General features: G+C 59.1%; 17 protein-coding genes and 2 pseudogenes. 3 read left to right on the top strand and 16 right to left on the bottom strand.

The features are described from left to right. Positions 1-288: 288 nt before the first annotated feature. The 7 genes and pseudogenes from rplI to ACILSO_RS06270 form a co-directional block, all read right to left on the bottom strand. Positions 289-780: a 50S ribosomal protein L9 gene (rplI, locus tag ACILSO_RS06300; protein ID WP_395736524.1), complete on the bottom strand. Its 492-nt coding sequence runs from the start codon at positions 778-780 to the stop codon at positions 289-291. Between the two features lie 146 nt (positions 781-926). Beyond that, positions 927-1,178: a DUF4404 family protein gene (locus tag ACILSO_RS06295; protein ID WP_395736523.1), complete on the bottom strand. Its 252-nt coding sequence runs from the start codon at positions 1,176-1,178 to the stop codon at positions 927-929. A 145-nt stretch (positions 1,179-1,323) separates the two neighbouring features. Next, positions 1,324-1,668 (bottom strand): response regulator transcription factor, encoded by a 345-nt coding sequence (locus ACILSO_RS06290; RefSeq protein ID WP_395736828.1) that lies wholly within the window; start codon positions 1,666-1,668, stop codon positions 1,324-1,326. A gap of 93 nt (positions 1,669-1,761) precedes the next feature. Next, a pseudogene (locus tag ACILSO_RS06285) lies at positions 1,762-2,103 on the bottom strand (adenylyl-sulfate kinase); the annotation flags it as partial. Between the two features lie 170 nt (positions 2,104-2,273). Continuing rightward, on the bottom strand, positions 2,274-2,831 hold the full coding sequence (locus tag ACILSO_RS06280) for an NUDIX domain-containing protein (RefSeq protein ID WP_395736522.1): 558 nt from the start codon (positions 2,829-2,831) through the stop codon (positions 2,274-2,276). A gap of 101 nt (positions 2,832-2,932) precedes the next feature. Then, a complete protein-coding gene (locus ACILSO_RS06275; RefSeq protein WP_395736521.1) occupies positions 2,933-3,595 on the bottom strand; it encodes a hypothetical protein in 663 nt (220 codons plus the stop codon). A 117-nt stretch (positions 3,596-3,712) separates the two neighbouring features. Continuing rightward, a complete protein-coding gene (locus tag ACILSO_RS06270) occupies positions 3,713-4,081 on the bottom strand; it encodes a hypothetical protein (RefSeq protein ID WP_395736520.1) in 369 nt (122 codons plus the stop codon). 127 nt (positions 4,082-4,208) lie between these two features. Here ACILSO_RS06270 and ACILSO_RS06265 point away from each other — a divergent pair, with 127 nt between their 5' ends. Further along, positions 4,209-4,379 (top strand): hypothetical protein, encoded by a 171-nt coding sequence (locus tag ACILSO_RS06265; RefSeq protein ID WP_395736829.1) that lies wholly within the window; start codon positions 4,209-4,211, stop codon positions 4,377-4,379. 32 nt (positions 4,380-4,411) lie between these two features. On the opposite strand, the pseudogene ACILSO_RS06260 reads toward ACILSO_RS06265, so the two are convergent. Both ACILSO_RS06260 and aroQ read right to left on the bottom strand, forming a co-directional pair. Continuing rightward, positions 4,412-4,501: pseudogene (locus ACILSO_RS06260) on the bottom strand (DUF2752 domain-containing protein); the annotation flags it as partial. A 159-nt stretch (positions 4,502-4,660) separates the two neighbouring features. Next, the gene (gene aroQ, locus ACILSO_RS06255) at positions 4,661-5,173 is read right to left on the bottom strand and encodes a gamma subclass chorismate mutase AroQ (RefSeq protein ID WP_395736519.1); all 513 of its coding nucleotides are present in this window, start codon (positions 5,171-5,173) and stop codon (positions 4,661-4,663) included. 195 nt (positions 5,174-5,368) lie between these two features. On the opposite strand from aroQ, the gene mnmA reads away from it, so the two are divergent. Beyond that, positions 5,369-6,490 (top strand): tRNA 2-thiouridine(34) synthase MnmA, encoded by a 1,122-nt coding sequence (gene mnmA / locus ACILSO_RS06250; RefSeq protein WP_395736518.1) that lies wholly within the window; start codon positions 5,369-5,371, stop codon positions 6,488-6,490. Between the two features lie 59 nt (positions 6,491-6,549). Here mnmA and ACILSO_RS06245 read toward each other — a convergent pair whose 3' ends face one another. Beyond that, on the bottom strand, positions 6,550-7,533 hold the full coding sequence (locus ACILSO_RS06245; RefSeq protein WP_395736517.1) for a tetratricopeptide repeat protein: 984 nt from the start codon (positions 7,531-7,533) through the stop codon (positions 6,550-6,552). Here ACILSO_RS06245 and ACILSO_RS06240 point away from each other — a divergent pair. Beyond that, a complete protein-coding gene (locus ACILSO_RS06240) occupies positions 7,516-8,790 on the top strand; it encodes an NAD(P)/FAD-dependent oxidoreductase (RefSeq protein ID WP_395736516.1) in 1,275 nt (424 codons plus the stop codon). The genes ACILSO_RS06245 and ACILSO_RS06240 overlap by 18 nt on opposite strands. Positions 8,791-9,068: 278 nt before the next feature. Here ACILSO_RS06240 and ACILSO_RS06235 read toward each other — a convergent pair whose 3' ends face one another. From ACILSO_RS06235 to ACILSO_RS06210, 6 genes are all read right to left on the bottom strand, one after another. Then, the gene (locus tag ACILSO_RS06235) at positions 9,069-9,848 is read right to left on the bottom strand and encodes a hypothetical protein (protein WP_395736515.1); all 780 of its coding nucleotides are present in this window, start codon (positions 9,846-9,848) and stop codon (positions 9,069-9,071) included. Between the two features lie 250 nt (positions 9,849-10,098). Continuing rightward, complete coding sequence (locus ACILSO_RS06230; protein WP_395736514.1) at positions 10,099-10,557, bottom strand: VOC family protein; 459 nt, start codon at positions 10,555-10,557, stop codon at positions 10,099-10,101. A 111-nt stretch (positions 10,558-10,668) separates the two neighbouring features. After that, entirely contained in the window at positions 10,669-11,616 is a 948-nt protein-coding gene (locus ACILSO_RS06225; RefSeq protein ID WP_395736513.1) for a helix-turn-helix transcriptional regulator, read from the bottom strand. Continuing rightward, entirely contained in the window at positions 11,613-12,173 is a 561-nt protein-coding gene (locus tag ACILSO_RS06220) for a hypothetical protein (RefSeq protein WP_395736512.1), read from the bottom strand. Before ACILSO_RS06220 ends, ACILSO_RS06225 begins: the two co-directional genes overlap by 4 nt. Positions 12,174-12,191: 18 nt before the next feature. Further along, positions 12,192-13,886, bottom strand: coding sequence for an ABC transporter permease (locus ACILSO_RS06215; protein WP_395736511.1), 1,695 nt, complete (start codon positions 13,884-13,886; stop codon positions 12,192-12,194). Between the two features lie 11 nt (positions 13,887-13,897). Beyond that, positions 13,898-15,571 carry an ABC transporter substrate-binding protein gene (locus ACILSO_RS06210; protein WP_395736510.1) on the bottom strand — a complete coding sequence of 558 codons (1,674 nt, stop codon included), beginning with the start codon at positions 15,569-15,571 and terminating at the stop codon, positions 13,898-13,900. Positions 15,572-15,842: the final 271 nt, after the last annotated feature.

Here is a 15,842-nt window from a genome sequence, read left to right as displayed (position 1 = left end):
GTAAAGAAATTCCTAACCACGGTTTAGACGACTTTAGTTAATTTGACAATGGATTTAGTCGAACGCTTTGTAGCGTTTAACGCCGGGGGAGTGATACCTAAAACTCCGAAATAGGCGCTAAGCCTATTCTCTTAAAGGGCGCAAGATCATGTGGGTCAAAGCCAGACACTCAGGGTGGGTGCCGGGGCCACGCCGACGGCAGAGCACGGTCGAGGCTGGTTCCTGAGCACAACAAAAAGCCGCTTGGTTTTACACCAAGCGGCTTTCCGTTTAATATTTTGACCGTTCTTACGCTGCGGCGTCTTCTTCCGCAGGGGCGGCTTCGCCAGCGGCGGAAACCGTGAGCTTGACGGTGGCGGTGATTTCGTGGCCAAGTTTGACCTGAACTTCGAAGCTGCCGGTGTTCTTGATCGGCTTCTCCAGCACAATCATGTGGCGATCGATGTCGATCTTGGATTCTTCGGAGAGCGCCTTGGCGATGTCGATCGTGGTGATGGATCCGAAAGCCTTGCCACCCTGACCGGTGGAAAGGGTGAGCTTGAGCTTCACCTTCTTCAGCTTGGAGGCCAGCTTCTCAGCTTCGGCAACTTCCTTGGCCTCACGCTCGGCACGCACGGCTTTGAGGCGTTCGGTGTGGCGAAGGTTGCCCTTGGTGGCTTCATAGGCCTTGCCCTGGGGAAGCAGGAAATTGCGCGCAAAACCGCGCTTCACGCTGACGACATCAGCTTCGGCTCCGAGGCCTTTGATTTGTTCTTTGAGAATGACTTGTGTGTTTGGCATGGCGACGTTCCTCTGGGGAAAGGGGGCGCGATACTACACGCCTCCTAAGTGCTGTCAAAGCCGGATTACAGTTCTTTTAAGGGAAGGGGGATTTTTCGGCCACTCCAGCCCTTTAAAACCCAATCCATCCTGCCCAAAAACCCGGCTCAAATGCCCATGTTTGCCAGGGTCGTGGCCAGACGTCCCATAAAGGAGGTTGCCTCCGGGTGTGCAGCCTCAAACTCCTCGACGGAGGAAAGGAGCTTTCCCTGCACCTCCGAAGCTCCCTCCGGCTGGGAAGATTCCACCTCCGCCTCCTGCTGCCCCAGTATTTCCAGTAGCCTGACCTTTGCCGCCTCAGGCAGATCGCCCGCTTCTTCCACCATTGCCTTCAGTTGCTTCAGTTGCTCGTTGTTCATGCGGTCTTACTCTGACACTCGGCGGCGGCGAGGACAAGGGTTTTGCTTGCCGGATAATGCGGGTGGGGCAGGGGATGAACAATGGTGCAGGCAGGATGCAGCACGCTGGCTTTGCAGCGCATATTTAATATAGCGGCCGCTTTTCTCAGCGCTTCCCTTCCTCTTTTGCCACCTTCTGCCCCATCGCCGCAAAACGTGCCACAGCCTCGGTGCGGGAGCTGGCGGACAGCTTGCGGCATGCGCGCTCGATGTGCGTACGCACCGTCGTGGTGGAGATGCCCAGGCGCTCGGCCACCTCTTTGTGCCGCAGCCCTTGAATCAGCAGGCCCAGCACTTCGCTCTCACGGACCGAGAGTTCTTTTTTGTCCACTTCTGTGTCGGTGGTTTTGGGGCTGGCACCTCTGCTTGCAGCGCCCGAGGAGTCTGGAGCAGTGACCTTGCAAAGTGCCAGCAGTGCCGAGATGGCGGCCCGGCTGTGCGTGGATATCACGGCATCAGCCTCCGCAGGGACCTCAAACGTTCTCCCATCTTCCTCTAAGCGTGAAGTTCGCGACTTCTTGCCAGAACAAACTTTGCAACCCTTCACCGTGCAGCGCACATAGATCATGCAGACGCGGTCTCCCAATATTTTGCGCACCATTTCACGATGCTTTTCTTGCGGAGTTCGGAAGGAGCAGATGACTGCATTTCCACCGGCGGCATGGGATTCCGCCAGGTAGGCGCCGCGGCGTACTTTTTCGAGTTGGTCTGCTTCGGAGGAACCCAGATCCCGGCACAATCCTTCACTGAGTTCTCCGCCGTCCAGGCACGTGGCCGGGCAGCCACACGAGCGCAGGTGAGATTGCAATGCTTTCGCCAGTTGGGACCTGCCAGCCTCGGGTGGACCAAACAACCAAAAGATTCGCGGAGGGATGGCGGACGTCATTCAAAGGTAGCCTTTAGACTTTTATAAGCCTGTTGAGTATCCAAAACCGCCCTCGCTGGCAAGCTGCAATCATGGAGCGTGCCGTCCTCATTTTCGAGGACACCAATGGCGCAGTGCTCTAAATAATGATTCTCTCATCCTCTGCTCGCACAGCTGGCGGCGTCTCCGACCTATACGGGCCGCCCCGCCACCGAGAGAAGGGCCAGCACGCTCACACTGTCCCGAATCCGGCCGTCGCGGGCCATTTGCACGGCTTCGCTTAGGGGAAGCCGCAGCACTTCAAGCTGCTCAGTGTCTTCCGGCTGGGCTTCGCCGTGAGATAGTTCCGTCGCCACAAAAATGTCGCACACCTCGTTGGTGGTGGAATTCGAGAGCTGAATGCCTCTGAGAAGCGGCTCGATTTTCCCGGCTGTGATGCCCGTCTCCTCTTTCAGTTCACGCCGTGCGGTCTCCGCCGGAGATTCTCCCGCCGGGCAGCCGCCTTCCGGGATCTCCCATTCGTAGCGCCCATGGCAGTACCGCCACTGGCCGACCAGCCACGTATATCCTTCGTCATCGATGGGAACGACCCCGACGGCGATGTTTTTATACTCCACCACTCCGTAGATGCCCGGTCCGCCCGTCGGTTTGATCACCTGATCCTCCCGGACGCGGATCCACGGGTTGGCATAAGTCTCCAGGGTGGAAACGGTCTGCCAGGGATTGGGGTGCTGGGGAAGGGTGGTCATGGTGCGCCCCCAAGAGGTCAAAGGAAGGTCATGAAGTCAAGGCGCTCCGCTGAGGCAAATCGACCGCAGCCGAACCGTCTCCTTCCATTTGAGCGATGGTCTCACTTTTCTGTCGAAACCACCACACCATCGCTTTCCACCTTGACCTTCTTGATCGCCTTCAGCACCGGGCTGGTCGTAGCGTCATTCTGGTAGGGACCGAGCCAGCCATACATTGCCATGCCTTTGACCATCTCCTCCAGCACCGTCTTGCCGGGCACACGGATGGCCACAGGCTTTGCGTCCGGCCCCATTTCAGTCATCTCCAAGGCAAAATCGATCTCGCCTACAAGGTAGCGTTTGCTGCCATCCGTGAAGTTTTTGGTGTTCATGGGCATGCTGGTGTCGGTGGTGATCACCTGCTTCCCGGCATTGAAGGATTTCACCCGCAGCATGTCTTTGTAGCTGCCATTGGCCTCGGAAGGTGCCATCAGGACCAGGGCGTTGAGATCTGCCACGGAAAGCTTCAGCGCGGCCGGCTTGCCCGCAGTGGCTTGGGCGGCAAACTCGGTGAGCCTGGCCTGCAGGTCAGGCACGGGCGTTATCTCGGCCAGCTTGACCGGAGTTTTTTGCGTAAACTCGTCGATGGCCGCATTCATCGTGTTCAGCGTGTAGTAGCTCCACCAGACAATGAAGCCAAAGACGACAACGACTGCGCTCATGATGATGCAGCCGTAGCCGGAGTGGAACTCGCCAGTGGGGACTTTCTGAATCTTTTCTTCCATCCCTCATCTGAATGCAGCGCTGGCAAAGATCAAGCCGGGGTTCTGCGCCGGCCCAAGCAAAACGCCATCCCCGCGAAGGAATGGCGTCTGCACAGACAACTTACGATGTTGTTCCGATCAGTTCGGCTGCTGCATCCTCTGCTGTTCGCGGATCTGGCGCTGGCCGTCTTCCCAGCCTTTCTTGAATTCGGGACTTTCGATTAAACTCTTGGCGGCAAAGCCCCAGACGCCAATAAAAGCCACGAAGGCAAGCGTCCACACGATCATGGTTCCCTTCAGACCATGCTGACCGCTTTTAACCCAGCCCCAGATGAACGCGAAAATATTGCAAAAAATGCCCAGTATACCCAAGCCCGCTCCCGCATTCTTGAAGAGGGCGATGAGCACCTTGATCCAGCAAACAAGGCAGATGAGCCCCAGCACCATAAGAGCGATGGAAGACATGCCTAAACTGGCTGCGGCAGACGAGGGGACGGTGGGTTCCATAAGATGAGTGAGTAAGGGGTGGGTTGGTCGATATTAATTTCCTGCTTTATCCGCCGGAGACACTGCAGGTCTCGTCAAAAAGCGACCTGAGAAATTCCCGACTTCTGGCTGATACCAGAATCCCACCATGCGCAGCAAGCCAAAACAAAGCACCGCCACCAAAAAGATCGCAGCCAGTTTAGTGCGTCTTTCGATGCTCTCCACGCTGGCGGCGATGCTCGCGACCCACTTTGCCGGTAACAATGCCCCCGCAGCCACAAACATGCCCCCGAACAAAAAGCCGGCTGCAAAGGGATGAAAACGCCAAGAACTCCGCCACTCCCCATGCAGCAGAGCAGACGTAGCCCGCGTGAGTCCGCAGCCGGGGCAGGGAAGGCCGGTGAATTCCGCAAAGGTGCAGGGCCAGAGCGGCCACCGCATCCACGCAGCCACGGTCAGCACCGCGACCGCCACCAGTAGCGCACGGCACAGTCCCCGCTGTCGCATCAGCCGCGCCAGCCAGGGTTTCCCAAGAGCTTCCATCAGTCGCATCCTTCCGTGTGTGCCAGTCCAGCCACAGAAAGTCAATGCCAGCCTGGCCTACTCCTGCAATCCTTCCCGCAGGCCTTTCAGTGCCGCCTGCTTGACCGCCTCCGAATATCCCGCCTTCGTCAGCCCCCGCTTTGCCTTGCGGACGACCGCAGCCTTCCCTTCAGCCGTGCGTGGCTTTGCGAGCTGAGCGATCATTTTTGTGCTAATCTCGTCCAAGGCCGGGCGCACTGTCTGGGTGAGACTGGGCACCTTCACAGAGGATGCCACGCCCTGCGGGTGCTTTCGCAGCCACTCTTCCTGCACCACTTTCGCCGCCAGCATCTGCCCGGTGAAAAAGCCACGCACTTGTGTCTCCTGCAGGCCCGCCGCCACACCGCGCTGCGTCATCGCATTCAGCAGTTCCGTCTCGCGCTTCGGGTCTGTAATGGGCAGCTTCTGAAGCTGCTTTGCCATTGCCACCTCATCCATCCAGGCCAGTCGCTTCACCATCAGCGCAGGGAGGGAGTTGCGGGAGGAGCAGGAGGAAAGCAGGAGGGCAAAAGCTAGCACGGACCCAAGCATGGAAGTTCTCATCCACGCCATTAGACGCACTGATCCGATGTCGCAAAGCACTTCCATTTTGCCATCCAAGTATTCGCGGCTCAAAATGCCGCAGTGGAGCCTGTGCGCGCGCTTCCGTAGCGAGCTGAATTTCTCGAATATATTTCCCACGCGCCTCTCCATTGACGCCACGCCGCAGCCGCCGATTCTCAGCGGATGAAGATTCTCGCAGCCATGTCCGGAGGCGTGGACAGCAGCGTGGCGGCCGCCATGCTCGTCCGCGCCGGGCATGACGTGTCCGGTGTGTACATGAAGAACTGGATCAACGAGGAGAACATCATCGGCCACTGCCCCTGGGAGGAGGACATCACCGATGCCGAGGCCGTGGCCAAACAGCTTGGCATCCCGTTCCGCGTGGTCAATCTCATGACCGAATACCGTGAAAAGGTTGTGAAATACCTTCTCGAAGGCTACCAGGCCGGCATCACCCCCAACCCCGACGTGATGTGCAACCGCGAGATGAAATTCGGCGTGCTCTGGGACTGGGCCCAGGAGCACGGCTTCGAGGCCATCGCCACCGGTCACTATGCGCGGAAACTAGAGGCCGGATCCTCGGTGCTAGATGATCCAGCATCCAGCATTCTTCGCGGTGCCGACCCCAACAAAGACCAGACCTACTTCCTGGCCATGATGCAGCCGCAGCAGGTGCGCATCGCCCAGTTTCCCATCGGTCATCTGCTGAAGCCGGAGCTCCGGGCACATGCTCGCGAGTTTGGCCTCAAGACGGCGGAGAAAAAAGACAGCCAGGGGATCTGCTTCATCGGTCAGGTGAAAATGGAGGACTTTCTCCGGACATTCGTCCCAGACAAACCCGGCCCCATTGTGAACCTGGAAGGCAAGGTGATGGGCGAGCACCGGGGGCTGCATCTCTACACGCTGGGGCAGCGCAAGGGGCACGGCGTCGCCAGCCCTGTCCACAAGCAGGCCTACGTCGTGGTGGCCAAACGCCCGGCTGCCAATGAACTTGTGGTCGCCATCGAAAACCCGGACACCCCGTTGCTTTGGGCCCGCAAAGCCACGCTGCATTCCATCTCCTCCACCGGAGCTCCATTGACCGAAGAACGCCTGCTGCAAGCCCAGCCACGCTACCGCTGCCCGGCAGGCAATGCGATTTTTCGCCCCCTGGGCGGTGGCCGTGCAGAACTCGAATATGCGGAACCACAGCGTGCGCTGACACCCGGGCAAATCTGCGCCCTCTACGAGGGCGAACGCCTGCTTGGCGGGGCCGTCTTTGAGAGCGTGGTGCACGAAGGCAGCCCAAGCAGTACAGAACTCTAGCTCGATCTGGGAAACGCAGCAACCGCCCAAAGCCGAGGCAGTCGATCTTAACGACTTGATCACCGATCTCCCTGCGCTTGAGTCTCCACCTCTGCCAGGTGGTTCTTGATCTCCTGCGGTTTCAGTCCGTCCGCCACGAGGATGGAATGATACAGTTCCTTGACACGGTCATAGTAAAAAAAGCGGGCGCGATTGCTCTCGTCCCGCGATGCCAGGCGCGTCAGGCAAAGACGACCGGCAAGCCGCGCTTTGCCCAGCTGTCTGCTGTCACGAAAAAACTCCGCCTGGCGCCGCAGGAGTGAGGTGGCGTTGGGAAGCTTGAGGACGTCCGTGTTTTGCACCATGGCGAAGGCCTTGTCCATCAGCGCAGCGGCCTCCGGCCTCTTCTTTCCCATATGAAGGCAGTAGGCCAGATGGGTCATGAAAAAGCAGATGTCCGTGTGCTCCTGGCCCAGGCAGGTTTGCGCCGCAGCCAGCGCCTGGCGATGGTGCCTCTCCGCCTCCTCCGTGCGACCGAGCAGCATCAAAAGATCGGCCAGCCGCGTGCGGGCGCTGGCGGAAAAGTAACTGTCCGCCCCGTGCTTTTCCACCAGGCATGCAAGGTTCCGAGCATAGACAGGCTCGGCCTCGGTCAGGCGCCCGTTGTTTTTCAAAAGGAAGGCCAGATGAGCCAAGACTTCGCTGGTAATGGGATCCTCTGCTCCAAGAGAGGCCTCACATGCTTTCACCATTTCTCGCGCACGCAGCACCGCTTCAGCCTTCTTTCCCAGCAGATTGAGGGTATGGCAGACGTTGTACTGGGCGGTGAGCCAGCAGATGGGGATGGCGTCAATCCGCGCTTCAGCCACAGCATTCTCGAATTGCGCGAGCGCCGTTGGGTAGTCCTTGGACTCCAGCGCCTGTAGTCCGCGGGAAAATGCGGTCGCCTTGGGAGGCTGTCCTGCCGCACTCAGACCAGGCAGCGTGGTCAGACGAGCCTGTAGATCACGCTCCGCAGCCTTGGCCCACGTGAGCAATACCGCCAGATGAACTGCGACCAGCAAGATTTTGATATTCCTGTTGTTCCCGAATGTCATGTAATGTGCGTGAAGGCAGTCTCGCCCGTAGCCAGCCTAAAGGATATGAATATGCCCCATACTTCAACTCTTCTCGTCCTTGGAGGCGGCTGCTTTGGGCTCGCCGCCGCCTTGGAATTGCGTAAACGCGGCTGGGAGATCACTCTTATCGACCAAGGTTCACTGCCTCACCCAGACGCCGCCTCCACGGACATAAGCAAAGTGGTCCGCATGGATTATGCTCAGGATGAACAACATACGACCATGGGCGAACTCAGCATCCGACGCTGGCGTGAATGGAATGCGCGGTGGGGAGAGGAGCTGTATCACGAAGCAGGCTTCCTTGTGATGTCGCGTTATTCCTTACAAGAAGTGGGATTTGAACACGACAGCCATTCCTTTATTTCGCAGCGCGGCCATCCTCTCCGCCGCACCCCAGCTGGGACGCTCCGCGAGTTGCACCCGGCTTGGAACCATGCCGTTTATCGGGACGGCTATTTCAATCCTACGGGAGGTTGGGTGGAAAGCGGGAGGGTCATTGCTCGTCTCGCCGCCGAAGCCCGCGCCGCCGGGGTGGCCATCCACTCCAATGTGTCGAAGCCCCGGCCATTGTTCGAGGGCGGCCGTTGCACGGGCGTCACATCCGACACCGGTCACACCTGGCGAGCCAATGCCACTCTGGTGGCAGCCGGTGCCTGGACGCCCGCCCTGCTGCCGCAGCTGCAGAGCGTGATGTGGGCGACGGCCCAGACCGTCTTCCATTTCAAGCCGGAGGATCCGCGCCCATTCACGCCCCCGCAGTTTCCAGTTTGGGGGGCGGATATCGGCCGAACCGGGTGGTATGGATTTCCGGCAAATGCCGATGGTCTTGTCAAAGTGGCCAATCACGGACCGGGCCGGCGGGTGAATGCAGGTGATCCCCGAACTCTTCCGCCAGGAGAGGAGGATCGCTACCGCGCTTTCCTCAGCGAAACCTTTCCGAGCCTCGCCATGGCTCCGCTGCACTCCACCCGAGTCTGTTTGTATTGCGACACCTTTGACGGGTCTTTTTGGATCGATCACGACCCCAACCATCCCGGACTGATCGTTGCTGCTGGAGATTCCGGCCATGCTTTCAAATTCACCCCCGTTCTCGGCGAGGTCATTGCCGATGTGGTGGAACGCAAATCGAACCCATGGGCAGCCCGCTACAGGTGGCGTGAGAAAATCGCAGGTATCTCCGACGGTGCCCGTGCAACAGAGTAAGGTATCTTTGGTTTCATCAACGGAGCACTCACCTCCGTATCTGGCACATTGATATTAAATATTTGTTAATCAAAATAGAAGGCAGCATTTCTACGCGCTGACGCACCTACCTCCGTCACCTGAGATCAGCTTAGAACACCCGATTTTTTTAACGCTTGCTCCGTTACGATATCGGGATCCGCGAGGCATTCGGCTATACCGCCAGCCGCGCTACTGTTTCCGAAGAAGTAACGTCTAGAGAGTTTCCAACCGAAACTCCATCCTGCACACCCAGCGTTTTAGAACAACATCGGTTGATCCTCCGACTCAACTGCAGACTTAGAGCGCCGCTTCTTAGGTGCTACTTCCTCAACCTGTAGAGCTGCCAGGGCCTCTTGCGGCGTAAGCAGAGTTTCGATAATGTCGGCTCCTGTTTCAATGGTGGAACCTTCAGCTATCGTTACGTCCACAAGACTCTCCAGCTCTTGAATTGAGATACTCTCTTCTTTAGTTTCGAGAGTTTTATCTTCTAAAATTACGTTTTTGACATAACCTGAAGGTATCGAATCATCAGTCCATTTTGGTGTGTCAACATGTGTATCAGGAAGTGATCGAACCGTTACAATTTCGTTAGGAACAGGTTTCTTCGTCTTCGATTTACTTTTTGCCTTCGGGGCCGTCGCTGGCGATTGCGGTAACGGATCAGAAGTTTCACCTTCTTGAGCTTCCGCCCTCCTCAATCGGTGCCTAGCGACTCTTTTAGCGGTCAAGGCCTTGTTCTGTGCCACGGGACTGTTGTGACGTTTGAAGTTACGAAACGAAAGTTTCTCATTCGTTTCCATCAGCCACCCCGTTTGGGCAAGCGCTGCGGCGAACCCTTTTCGCCCCACCAGCTTATCGATGAACTCTTTGGTAACGCCAATGTCGTTAGGATTGATTCGGTTTAACTCTGCCCAGGACCAAAGCCGAACGAGTTTTCCCACCACAGTGTCCTCGTCCATTTTCATCTGGGTGGCGAGGCTGCAGATTTCTGGCTTGTCCGGCGTGCAGGTTTCGATCTTGATCCAAGGGCGTCTCATGGCCCGCATTCTCATCGGAATAACACCGTTACGTCAAGAAAACGTTATTAACGTTACATTGGTGAACTGTGAATAACCCCACGGACTCAAATACACGTCAATCCATCGTTACTTCTTCGTTTCAAAAGAATCGGATTCCAGGAGTGGAATTCAAAACGAAGCGTCGGGAGTGAAGTTGTGTCAGAGATCGCAGCCGGGCTTTTTCCAGTCGGGCACTCTGCACAACCACACTCCAGAACGAACCCTTGGCCTATTTGGCCCCCTCGCTCATAAACGCCTGCGCCCGTTTGAGCAGCTCCTCTGGTGGCACATCTTCAAGATGCTGGTTGAGGCTCCACCGGTAGCCAAAAGGATCCTTCACCATGGCGGTGCGTTTGCCCCAGAACTGATCCCGGGACTGACTCAGCGGGGAGCCGCCGGCGGCGAGAGCGCGGGCGAAGGCTTGATCGCAGTCATCGACCTGAATCGAAAATACGCAGGGTGCCAGACCACCCTCAGGAATGGCGTGGGCATGCCCCTGTGGATACTCATCGGAGATGTTGATGCGGGTGTTGCCGATCATGAATTCGGCATGCGGCACCACACCTGGGGCAGGGGAGAGGCGGTACAGCTCAACCGCCCCGAAGGCGCGGGCATAAAAATCCAGCGCAGCGGCGGCACTTTTGCAGGTAAGGGAGAAGGAAACGGTTGGTTCGGGAAGCGGGTTCATAGGTGGATGGAAGTAGGTTTGTGAATGCGGATCGCGCTGTTGTTTTGCGACCACCCGCCATTCATCGCACCGGCCACTGACAGCCCTATGTCAGGAGTGTTTTGAGGCCCGTCACTTTTTCTGATGATGCTTTGCCGTGGCCAGCGCCAAATCACCCACCCGGACCCGCAGTGCCTCTGGGAAAAGGATATCGGCATCCGTCCCCAGGCTGAGCAACCAGCGGGCGGTGTAGTCCAATCCTTCGGCCCGGAAGGCAAAGCGTACTTGTGCCCGCCTGCCGGTGATTTGTTCCTCCACAATCGTCGGCCCCCAGAAGCGGCGCACCGTTTCGAGGAGGTATTCAGGGACTTCGATGACGGCAAACTCGCAGCGCTCCGGCACCACGCACCTGGCCAAATGTTCCTGGAGATTGAACCCCGGGTGTGGCGGTATCGGCTCCGGCAGCGTCTCACAGCGGACGATGCGGTCAACGCGGAAGTCCCGCATGTCTCCACGCAGCCGGCACCAGGCGATGAGGTGCCAATGGTCCATGTAAAAGACCAGCCCCAGCGGCTCCACCAGACGCTCGGTAGGTGCTCCACGTGCCGCTCCGAGGTAATTCAGCCGCAATACACAACCCTCCGCCATGGCACGCTGGACGGTGGTCAGAGGCACGCTGCCTTTGGTTGGAGCACGAGCCCCGATCACCATGGTCTTGCGCAGGCGGTCCACGCGCCCCTGCAATCCCGACGGCAATACCGCTGTGACCTTGCCCATGGCGGAACGGATCGCATCGCGCATGGAGGCATCCGTCATGCGCTCCACCAGCAGCCCGCCAGTCACGAAAGCAAAGGCTTCCTCCGGCGAAAACATCACCGGCGGCAGGCAGTAGCCGCTCATCAGACTGTAGCCCACCCCCGGCTCTCCCACGATGGGAACTCCGCCCTCACCCAGCGCCGCCAGATCGCGATACACCGTGCGCTCGGTGATCTCGAAATGCCCCGCCAGTTGCGCCGCTGTGATGACCCGGCGTGATTGCAGCAGCATGACCATGGCCACAAGCCGGTCCGTGCGGTTCATTCCTCCCCCCCTCCGATGTCCGGATACTGCTCCCCAAAAGGCAGCCAGGTGTCGCGTTTCAGCCCCGGCTCATTTGAGCGCGTGATGTTGAGAGTCACCTGCAGCTCCACCAGCGCACCATCCACCTTGCTCTTGCTAAGGGTTCCCGAAGGAGACAGCGCCTTGCGCAATTCCGCCGTGGTGTGCGGCTCGCTGCGGATCAACTCATAGGCCCGCCGTGCCAAGGGGCTGCAGGTGGAAATCTTGCGATGATGCGCCGGGTAATGAACCTCCCGCAAATGCTCGATGCTCATCAGCATCGCCAGCCCGCCCGGCAGTTTGCCGTAAAAGATCTCATCGGGAAATTGCGCCGGCAGCTCGTTCTTCCAACCCCAGACGGCCTCCACTTTCTCGCCCCATCCCGGCTGCCCGGGCTGTCGGCCTGGCAGATCCACGACATCCCATAGGCTGGGGAGGTCGGAGGCCTTCGAGCCAAAGATGAGGCAGGTCTTCACCTTCAAGACGAACTTGCAGGCCTGCTCGAAGGTTTTGATTTTGACGGGGCGCTTGGGTTTCATGCAGAGCGTGTGGGTAGCCTATCCCCGAAACAACGCCCCCAGTTTCTTCCCCAAGATCACGCCGGCGCCGAGGATCGTTACCGCGAGGAAGAGCATGGCCCAGACACCGAGGGCTGAGGCGAGGTTGGGACCGCTGCCGAGGGCGAGTACGAGGGAGTAGATGGCCTTGGTGATGGGGAAGTGAGCCGCCTGCTGGGCAAGGATCATCGAGTCGCTCACCTCGAGCATGGCAAAAGAGAAGGCCAGCAAGCCACCGGCGACAAGATTGGGCGCGACGAGGGGCAGGGTGATGCGCCACAGGGCTTTCTCCGGGCGTGCGCCGAGGTTTTGCGCGGCCTCTTCCAAGGTGGGGCTGACCTGCTGGAAACCCGCAGCCGCAGAGCGCACCACGTACGGCAGGCGCCGAACCGCATACGCGATGACGAGCAGCAGCAGGGGGTCTTCCCCCAGCATCAGCCAATGAAAGGGCTGCCCCTCCCGCGTCATGGCCAGATAGCCGAATGCCATGACGATTCCAGGAACTGCCAGCGGCAGCATCGCCATGGCGTCCAGGATTTGCCGCCCCCAGATGCGGGTGCGCACAGACACATAGGCCACGCCGATGCCCAGCAGCAGCGCCACCACCATCGCCAGCGCGGAGTATTTCAAACTGTTGGCGATGGAGGAGAGAGTGAGCTCATGTCCCAGCGCATCGTGGTAATGCTGCAGTGTGAATGATTGTGGCAGGACAGTGTTGTACCAGTCTTTGGAAACAGAAAGCAGCACCACGCCGAGGTGCGGCAGCACCGCCAGGAAGGTCACGCCGGCAAAGAACGCGGTGCAGAGCCAGCCGAGACCGGTGGGCAGGGTGATCGCCTCCCGCCCGGTCGTTGCACGCCCGCCGCCGCCGGCACTGGCGCTGCCAAAGAAGAGTTTGCTCGTCAGGTAAAACAGCGTGCTGAAGACCAGCATCACCGCCACCAGCGCGTAGGGGAAGGGGTTCCCGCTGAGGTCATTGATGCTGCGGAAAATCTGCACCGCTGTGACGCGGTCGTAGTCAAACAGCAGTGGCACGCCCATCTCGGTGAAGGCCCACACAAACACGATGGTCCCCCCTGCAAACACCCCCGGCATGATGAGCGGGAGCGTCACGCGGCAGAAGCGGCTCCACGCAGTGCAGCCCATGTTGGCCGCCGCCTCCTCCAGAGCCGGGTCCAGGTTCGACAACGCCGCAGCAACATTCAGATAAATGATGGGATACAGGTGCAGCACCTCCATGATGATGATGCCCAGCATGCGGTGCTGCCCCAGCCAGTCCGTCGGGTGTGCTGCATCCATGAGGCCAAAGCTGATGAGCAGGCTGTTCAGGGCGCCCGCCTGCCCAAGCATCGCCTTGATGCCAATCGCTCCGACAAAGGGCGGCAGGATCATGGGCATGAGCACCAGCGAGTTCAGCAGTGCACGCCCCGGAAAGGCAAAGCGCACGTAGCACACCGCCAGCGGCAGCGCCAGGCACAGGGCACCCAGCGTCGTCCACACCGCGATGATGAACGAATTCCACAGCCCCTCGCGATAGAGTTCATTCATGAATACCTCTAACACATACTCGAGCGTGAACTGATGATTCGCCCCCCGAAACGCCGCCTCCAGCGCCGCCCAGATCGGGTAGGCGAAGAAGCAGGCGAAGAACGTCGTCATCGCCAGAAAGATCAGAAAAGAGAGGAGTTTGGACATGGATCAGGTTTTCACAGCCCTCGCTGCGCCATCGTTCTGGCTTTGATGTATTGATTCCGAAACGCATCTCCCAGCTCACGTGCCAGGCGGGTTTCCTGCACTTTGTCGCGGGCGGAGAGGGTCTTCGAGATCGTGCCCATGGCGGCCTCGTATTTCACGCGCGTCATGTCTTCCAGCACCTGCACAGCGCGCTCGGGCATGCCATGGTCAATGATTTCTTTCCACGCGGCGTGGAGTTCATTGTGCGAGTCCACGCAGATCACACGCACGATGAAACGGATGGCGCTGAAGGCGGCGGCGGTGCGTTCCGGGTGGTAGATGAAGGCCTCGGCTTTCTCAAAAGGGGCCTCCTTGCCATCGCTCATGCGGGCGATGTTTTCAGGGGTGTAAAGATCGTGCCGCACCGGCAGGCGGCGCAAGGCCAGGTGCTGCGGGCCGCCCGGCTCTCCGGTGCGAAAGCTCCACAGCTTCTGCCCGGCGTCTCCCAGAACGAACTCGATGAAGGCGGTGGCCAGTTCCGGATTGGGCGCGCCACGCAGCATGCCGATGGGATCCACGCTGACGGAGGTGCCGCCCATTGGGGCGATGAAGCCCACACGCGAACTTCCGTCTGGCTTGCGCACGTTCTCTTCGGCCGAGCGACCGTAGAAGTCGATGCACATGCCCGCAGCAGCATCGCCCTGAGCAACTTCAAGGGGGATTTTGGTGGAGAAGTCGGTGAAGTAGCGCGCATTGGCGCTGATGCGCACGATCAGCCTCAACCCCTCGCTCCAGCCTTCCGCCACGGCCTGCGTCTCCAGTTGTTCCGGAGTCAGCTTGGACTTCGGCACGGCTTTCAGGCGCTCATACGCCAGCTGCATCTGCTGCTGGATGAGCATTTCCAGCGCCTTCGTCACTGAACCGCTTTTGCCTGGATCGCTCAGAGCGATCTGCCCGTAGTAACGCGGGTCCGCAAGGTCGCTCCAAGCAGTAGGATCTTCGGCGATGCCGGTGCGCCGCAGCACATCTCGATTGAAAACAATGCCGCTGCTGGAGAGGCAGGTGCCGCACCAGCGAGACTGCGGATCGCGAAAGGGTTCGCCGCTCAGTTTTTCAGGAATGCCGGCATCGCCAAACCACTCGGGATGCAATTTTGCCAGAGCGCTGATGCCCGTCGTTTCACCATCGCCTGCCACCAGCGTGCCCGCCTTGGCCTGCTGCTCAAAGTCATACGCGCCCCCACCAAAGAAGACATCCATACCTGTGCCCACATTCGAAGCGAGATAAGCCTTCCGTGCGGCATTGTCCGGTGCGGCCTTGGGGTTCAGGCAGTCCTGCGCCACGGCGGGAGTCCAGGTCTGGTTCAGCTTCTTCTCCCAGTGCTGTTGAAAAGCGGCCAGGGCCTCGCTCTTAATAAGCATGGCGATCTCCGAAGTGCCGCCCGGAACGCGCCAGTCGATGAAGAGAGTCTCCCCATGCGTGGCTTTCCAATTCTTCGCAAACGCCTGCCCGAATTCCGCGCGGATACGGTCATTGTGCGGTGAGATGATGACCAGCCGGCGGTCGTAGTGAGTCGGTGCGGTGCTTTCTTTGGGCTTCAGCAGAAACGGACCTGCCAGTGTAGCGAGCATGGCGACGGCGACAGCGAGTTCTTTGCGCCAGACATGCATCCACGCCAGCGCGGCTTGGGTGCGGGGATGGTCCATAAGTGCCTTCATAGCTCTACGGCCCTCCCAATAATCTTCCTCTTCCTCCTACTCTTACCCCTCCTCCCAGCCGGAAACGCACAGGAGGTTACAGCGCGGCTCCGGCTCGAACATGCGTTGTGCTCCGGCGACGGCGGGCTGGGGACACAGGCTGTGTGAAAACTATTTCACCGGTTTGACCGGGGGCGTTCATGCGCAACAAGATGGGCATGAGCCACCTTCGAGGAACTGATCGCAGCGAACTGCAGATGCTGCCGCCATGCCTGGATGA

The sequence above is a fragment of the Prosthecobacter sp. genome, assembly GCF_044226605.1.
Lineage (GTDB): Bacteria > Verrucomicrobiota > Verrucomicrobiia > Verrucomicrobiales > Verrucomicrobiaceae > Prosthecobacter.
Note: the sequence above shows the minus strand (reverse complement) of the source record. Positions and strands in the feature narration are given on the sequence as shown.

Bases quoted from the DNA above. Each gene is read 5' to 3' on its own strand.
- ACILSO_RS06210 (WP_395736510.1), bottom strand. From the start codon at position 15,571: ATGGACCATCCCCGCACCCAAGCCGCGCTGGCGTGGATGCATGTCTGG.
- ACILSO_RS06275 (WP_395736521.1), bottom strand. From the start codon at position 3,595: ATGGAAGAAAAGATTCAGAAAGTCCCCACTGGCGAGTTCCACTCCGGC.
- ACILSO_RS06220 (WP_395736512.1), bottom strand. From the start codon at position 12,173: ATGAAACCCAAGCGCCCCGTCAAAATCAAAACCTTCGAGCAGGCCTGC.
- ACILSO_RS06230 (WP_395736514.1), bottom strand. From the start codon at position 10,557: ATGAACCCGCTTCCCGAACCAACCGTTTCCTTCTCCCTTACCTGCAAA.
- ACILSO_RS06295 (WP_395736523.1), bottom strand. From the start codon at position 1,178: ATGAACAACGAGCAACTGAAGCAACTGAAGGCAATGGTGGAAGAAGCG.
- ACILSO_RS06270 (WP_395736520.1), bottom strand. From the start codon at position 4,081: ATGGAACCCACCGTCCCCTCGTCTGCCGCAGCCAGTTTAGGCATGTCT.
- ACILSO_RS06280 (WP_395736522.1), bottom strand. From the start codon at position 2,831: ATGACCACCCTTCCCCAGCACCCCAATCCCTGGCAGACCGTTTCCACC.
- aroQ (WP_395736519.1), bottom strand. From the start codon at position 5,173: ATGCTTGGGTCCGTGCTAGCTTTTGCCCTCCTGCTTTCCTCCTGCTCC.
- mnmA (WP_395736518.1), top strand. From the start codon at position 5,369: ATGAAGATTCTCGCAGCCATGTCCGGAGGCGTGGACAGCAGCGTGGCG.
- rplI (WP_395736524.1), bottom strand. From the start codon at position 780: ATGCCAAACACACAAGTCATTCTCAAAGAACAAATCAAAGGCCTCGGA.
- ACILSO_RS06235 (WP_395736515.1), bottom strand. From the start codon at position 9,848: ATGAGACGCCCTTGGATCAAGATCGAAACCTGCACGCCGGACAAGCCA.
- ACILSO_RS06265 (WP_395736829.1), top strand. From the start codon at position 4,209: ATGCGCAGCAAGCCAAAACAAAGCACCGCCACCAAAAAGATCGCAGCC.
- ACILSO_RS06225 (WP_395736513.1), bottom strand. From the start codon at position 11,616: ATGAACCGCACGGACCGGCTTGTGGCCATGGTCATGCTGCTGCAATCA.
- ACILSO_RS06240 (WP_395736516.1), top strand. From the start codon at position 7,516: ATGAACTGCGACCAGCAAGATTTTGATATTCCTGTTGTTCCCGAATGT.
- ACILSO_RS06215 (WP_395736511.1), bottom strand. From the start codon at position 13,886: ATGTCCAAACTCCTCTCTTTTCTGATCTTTCTGGCGATGACGACGTTC.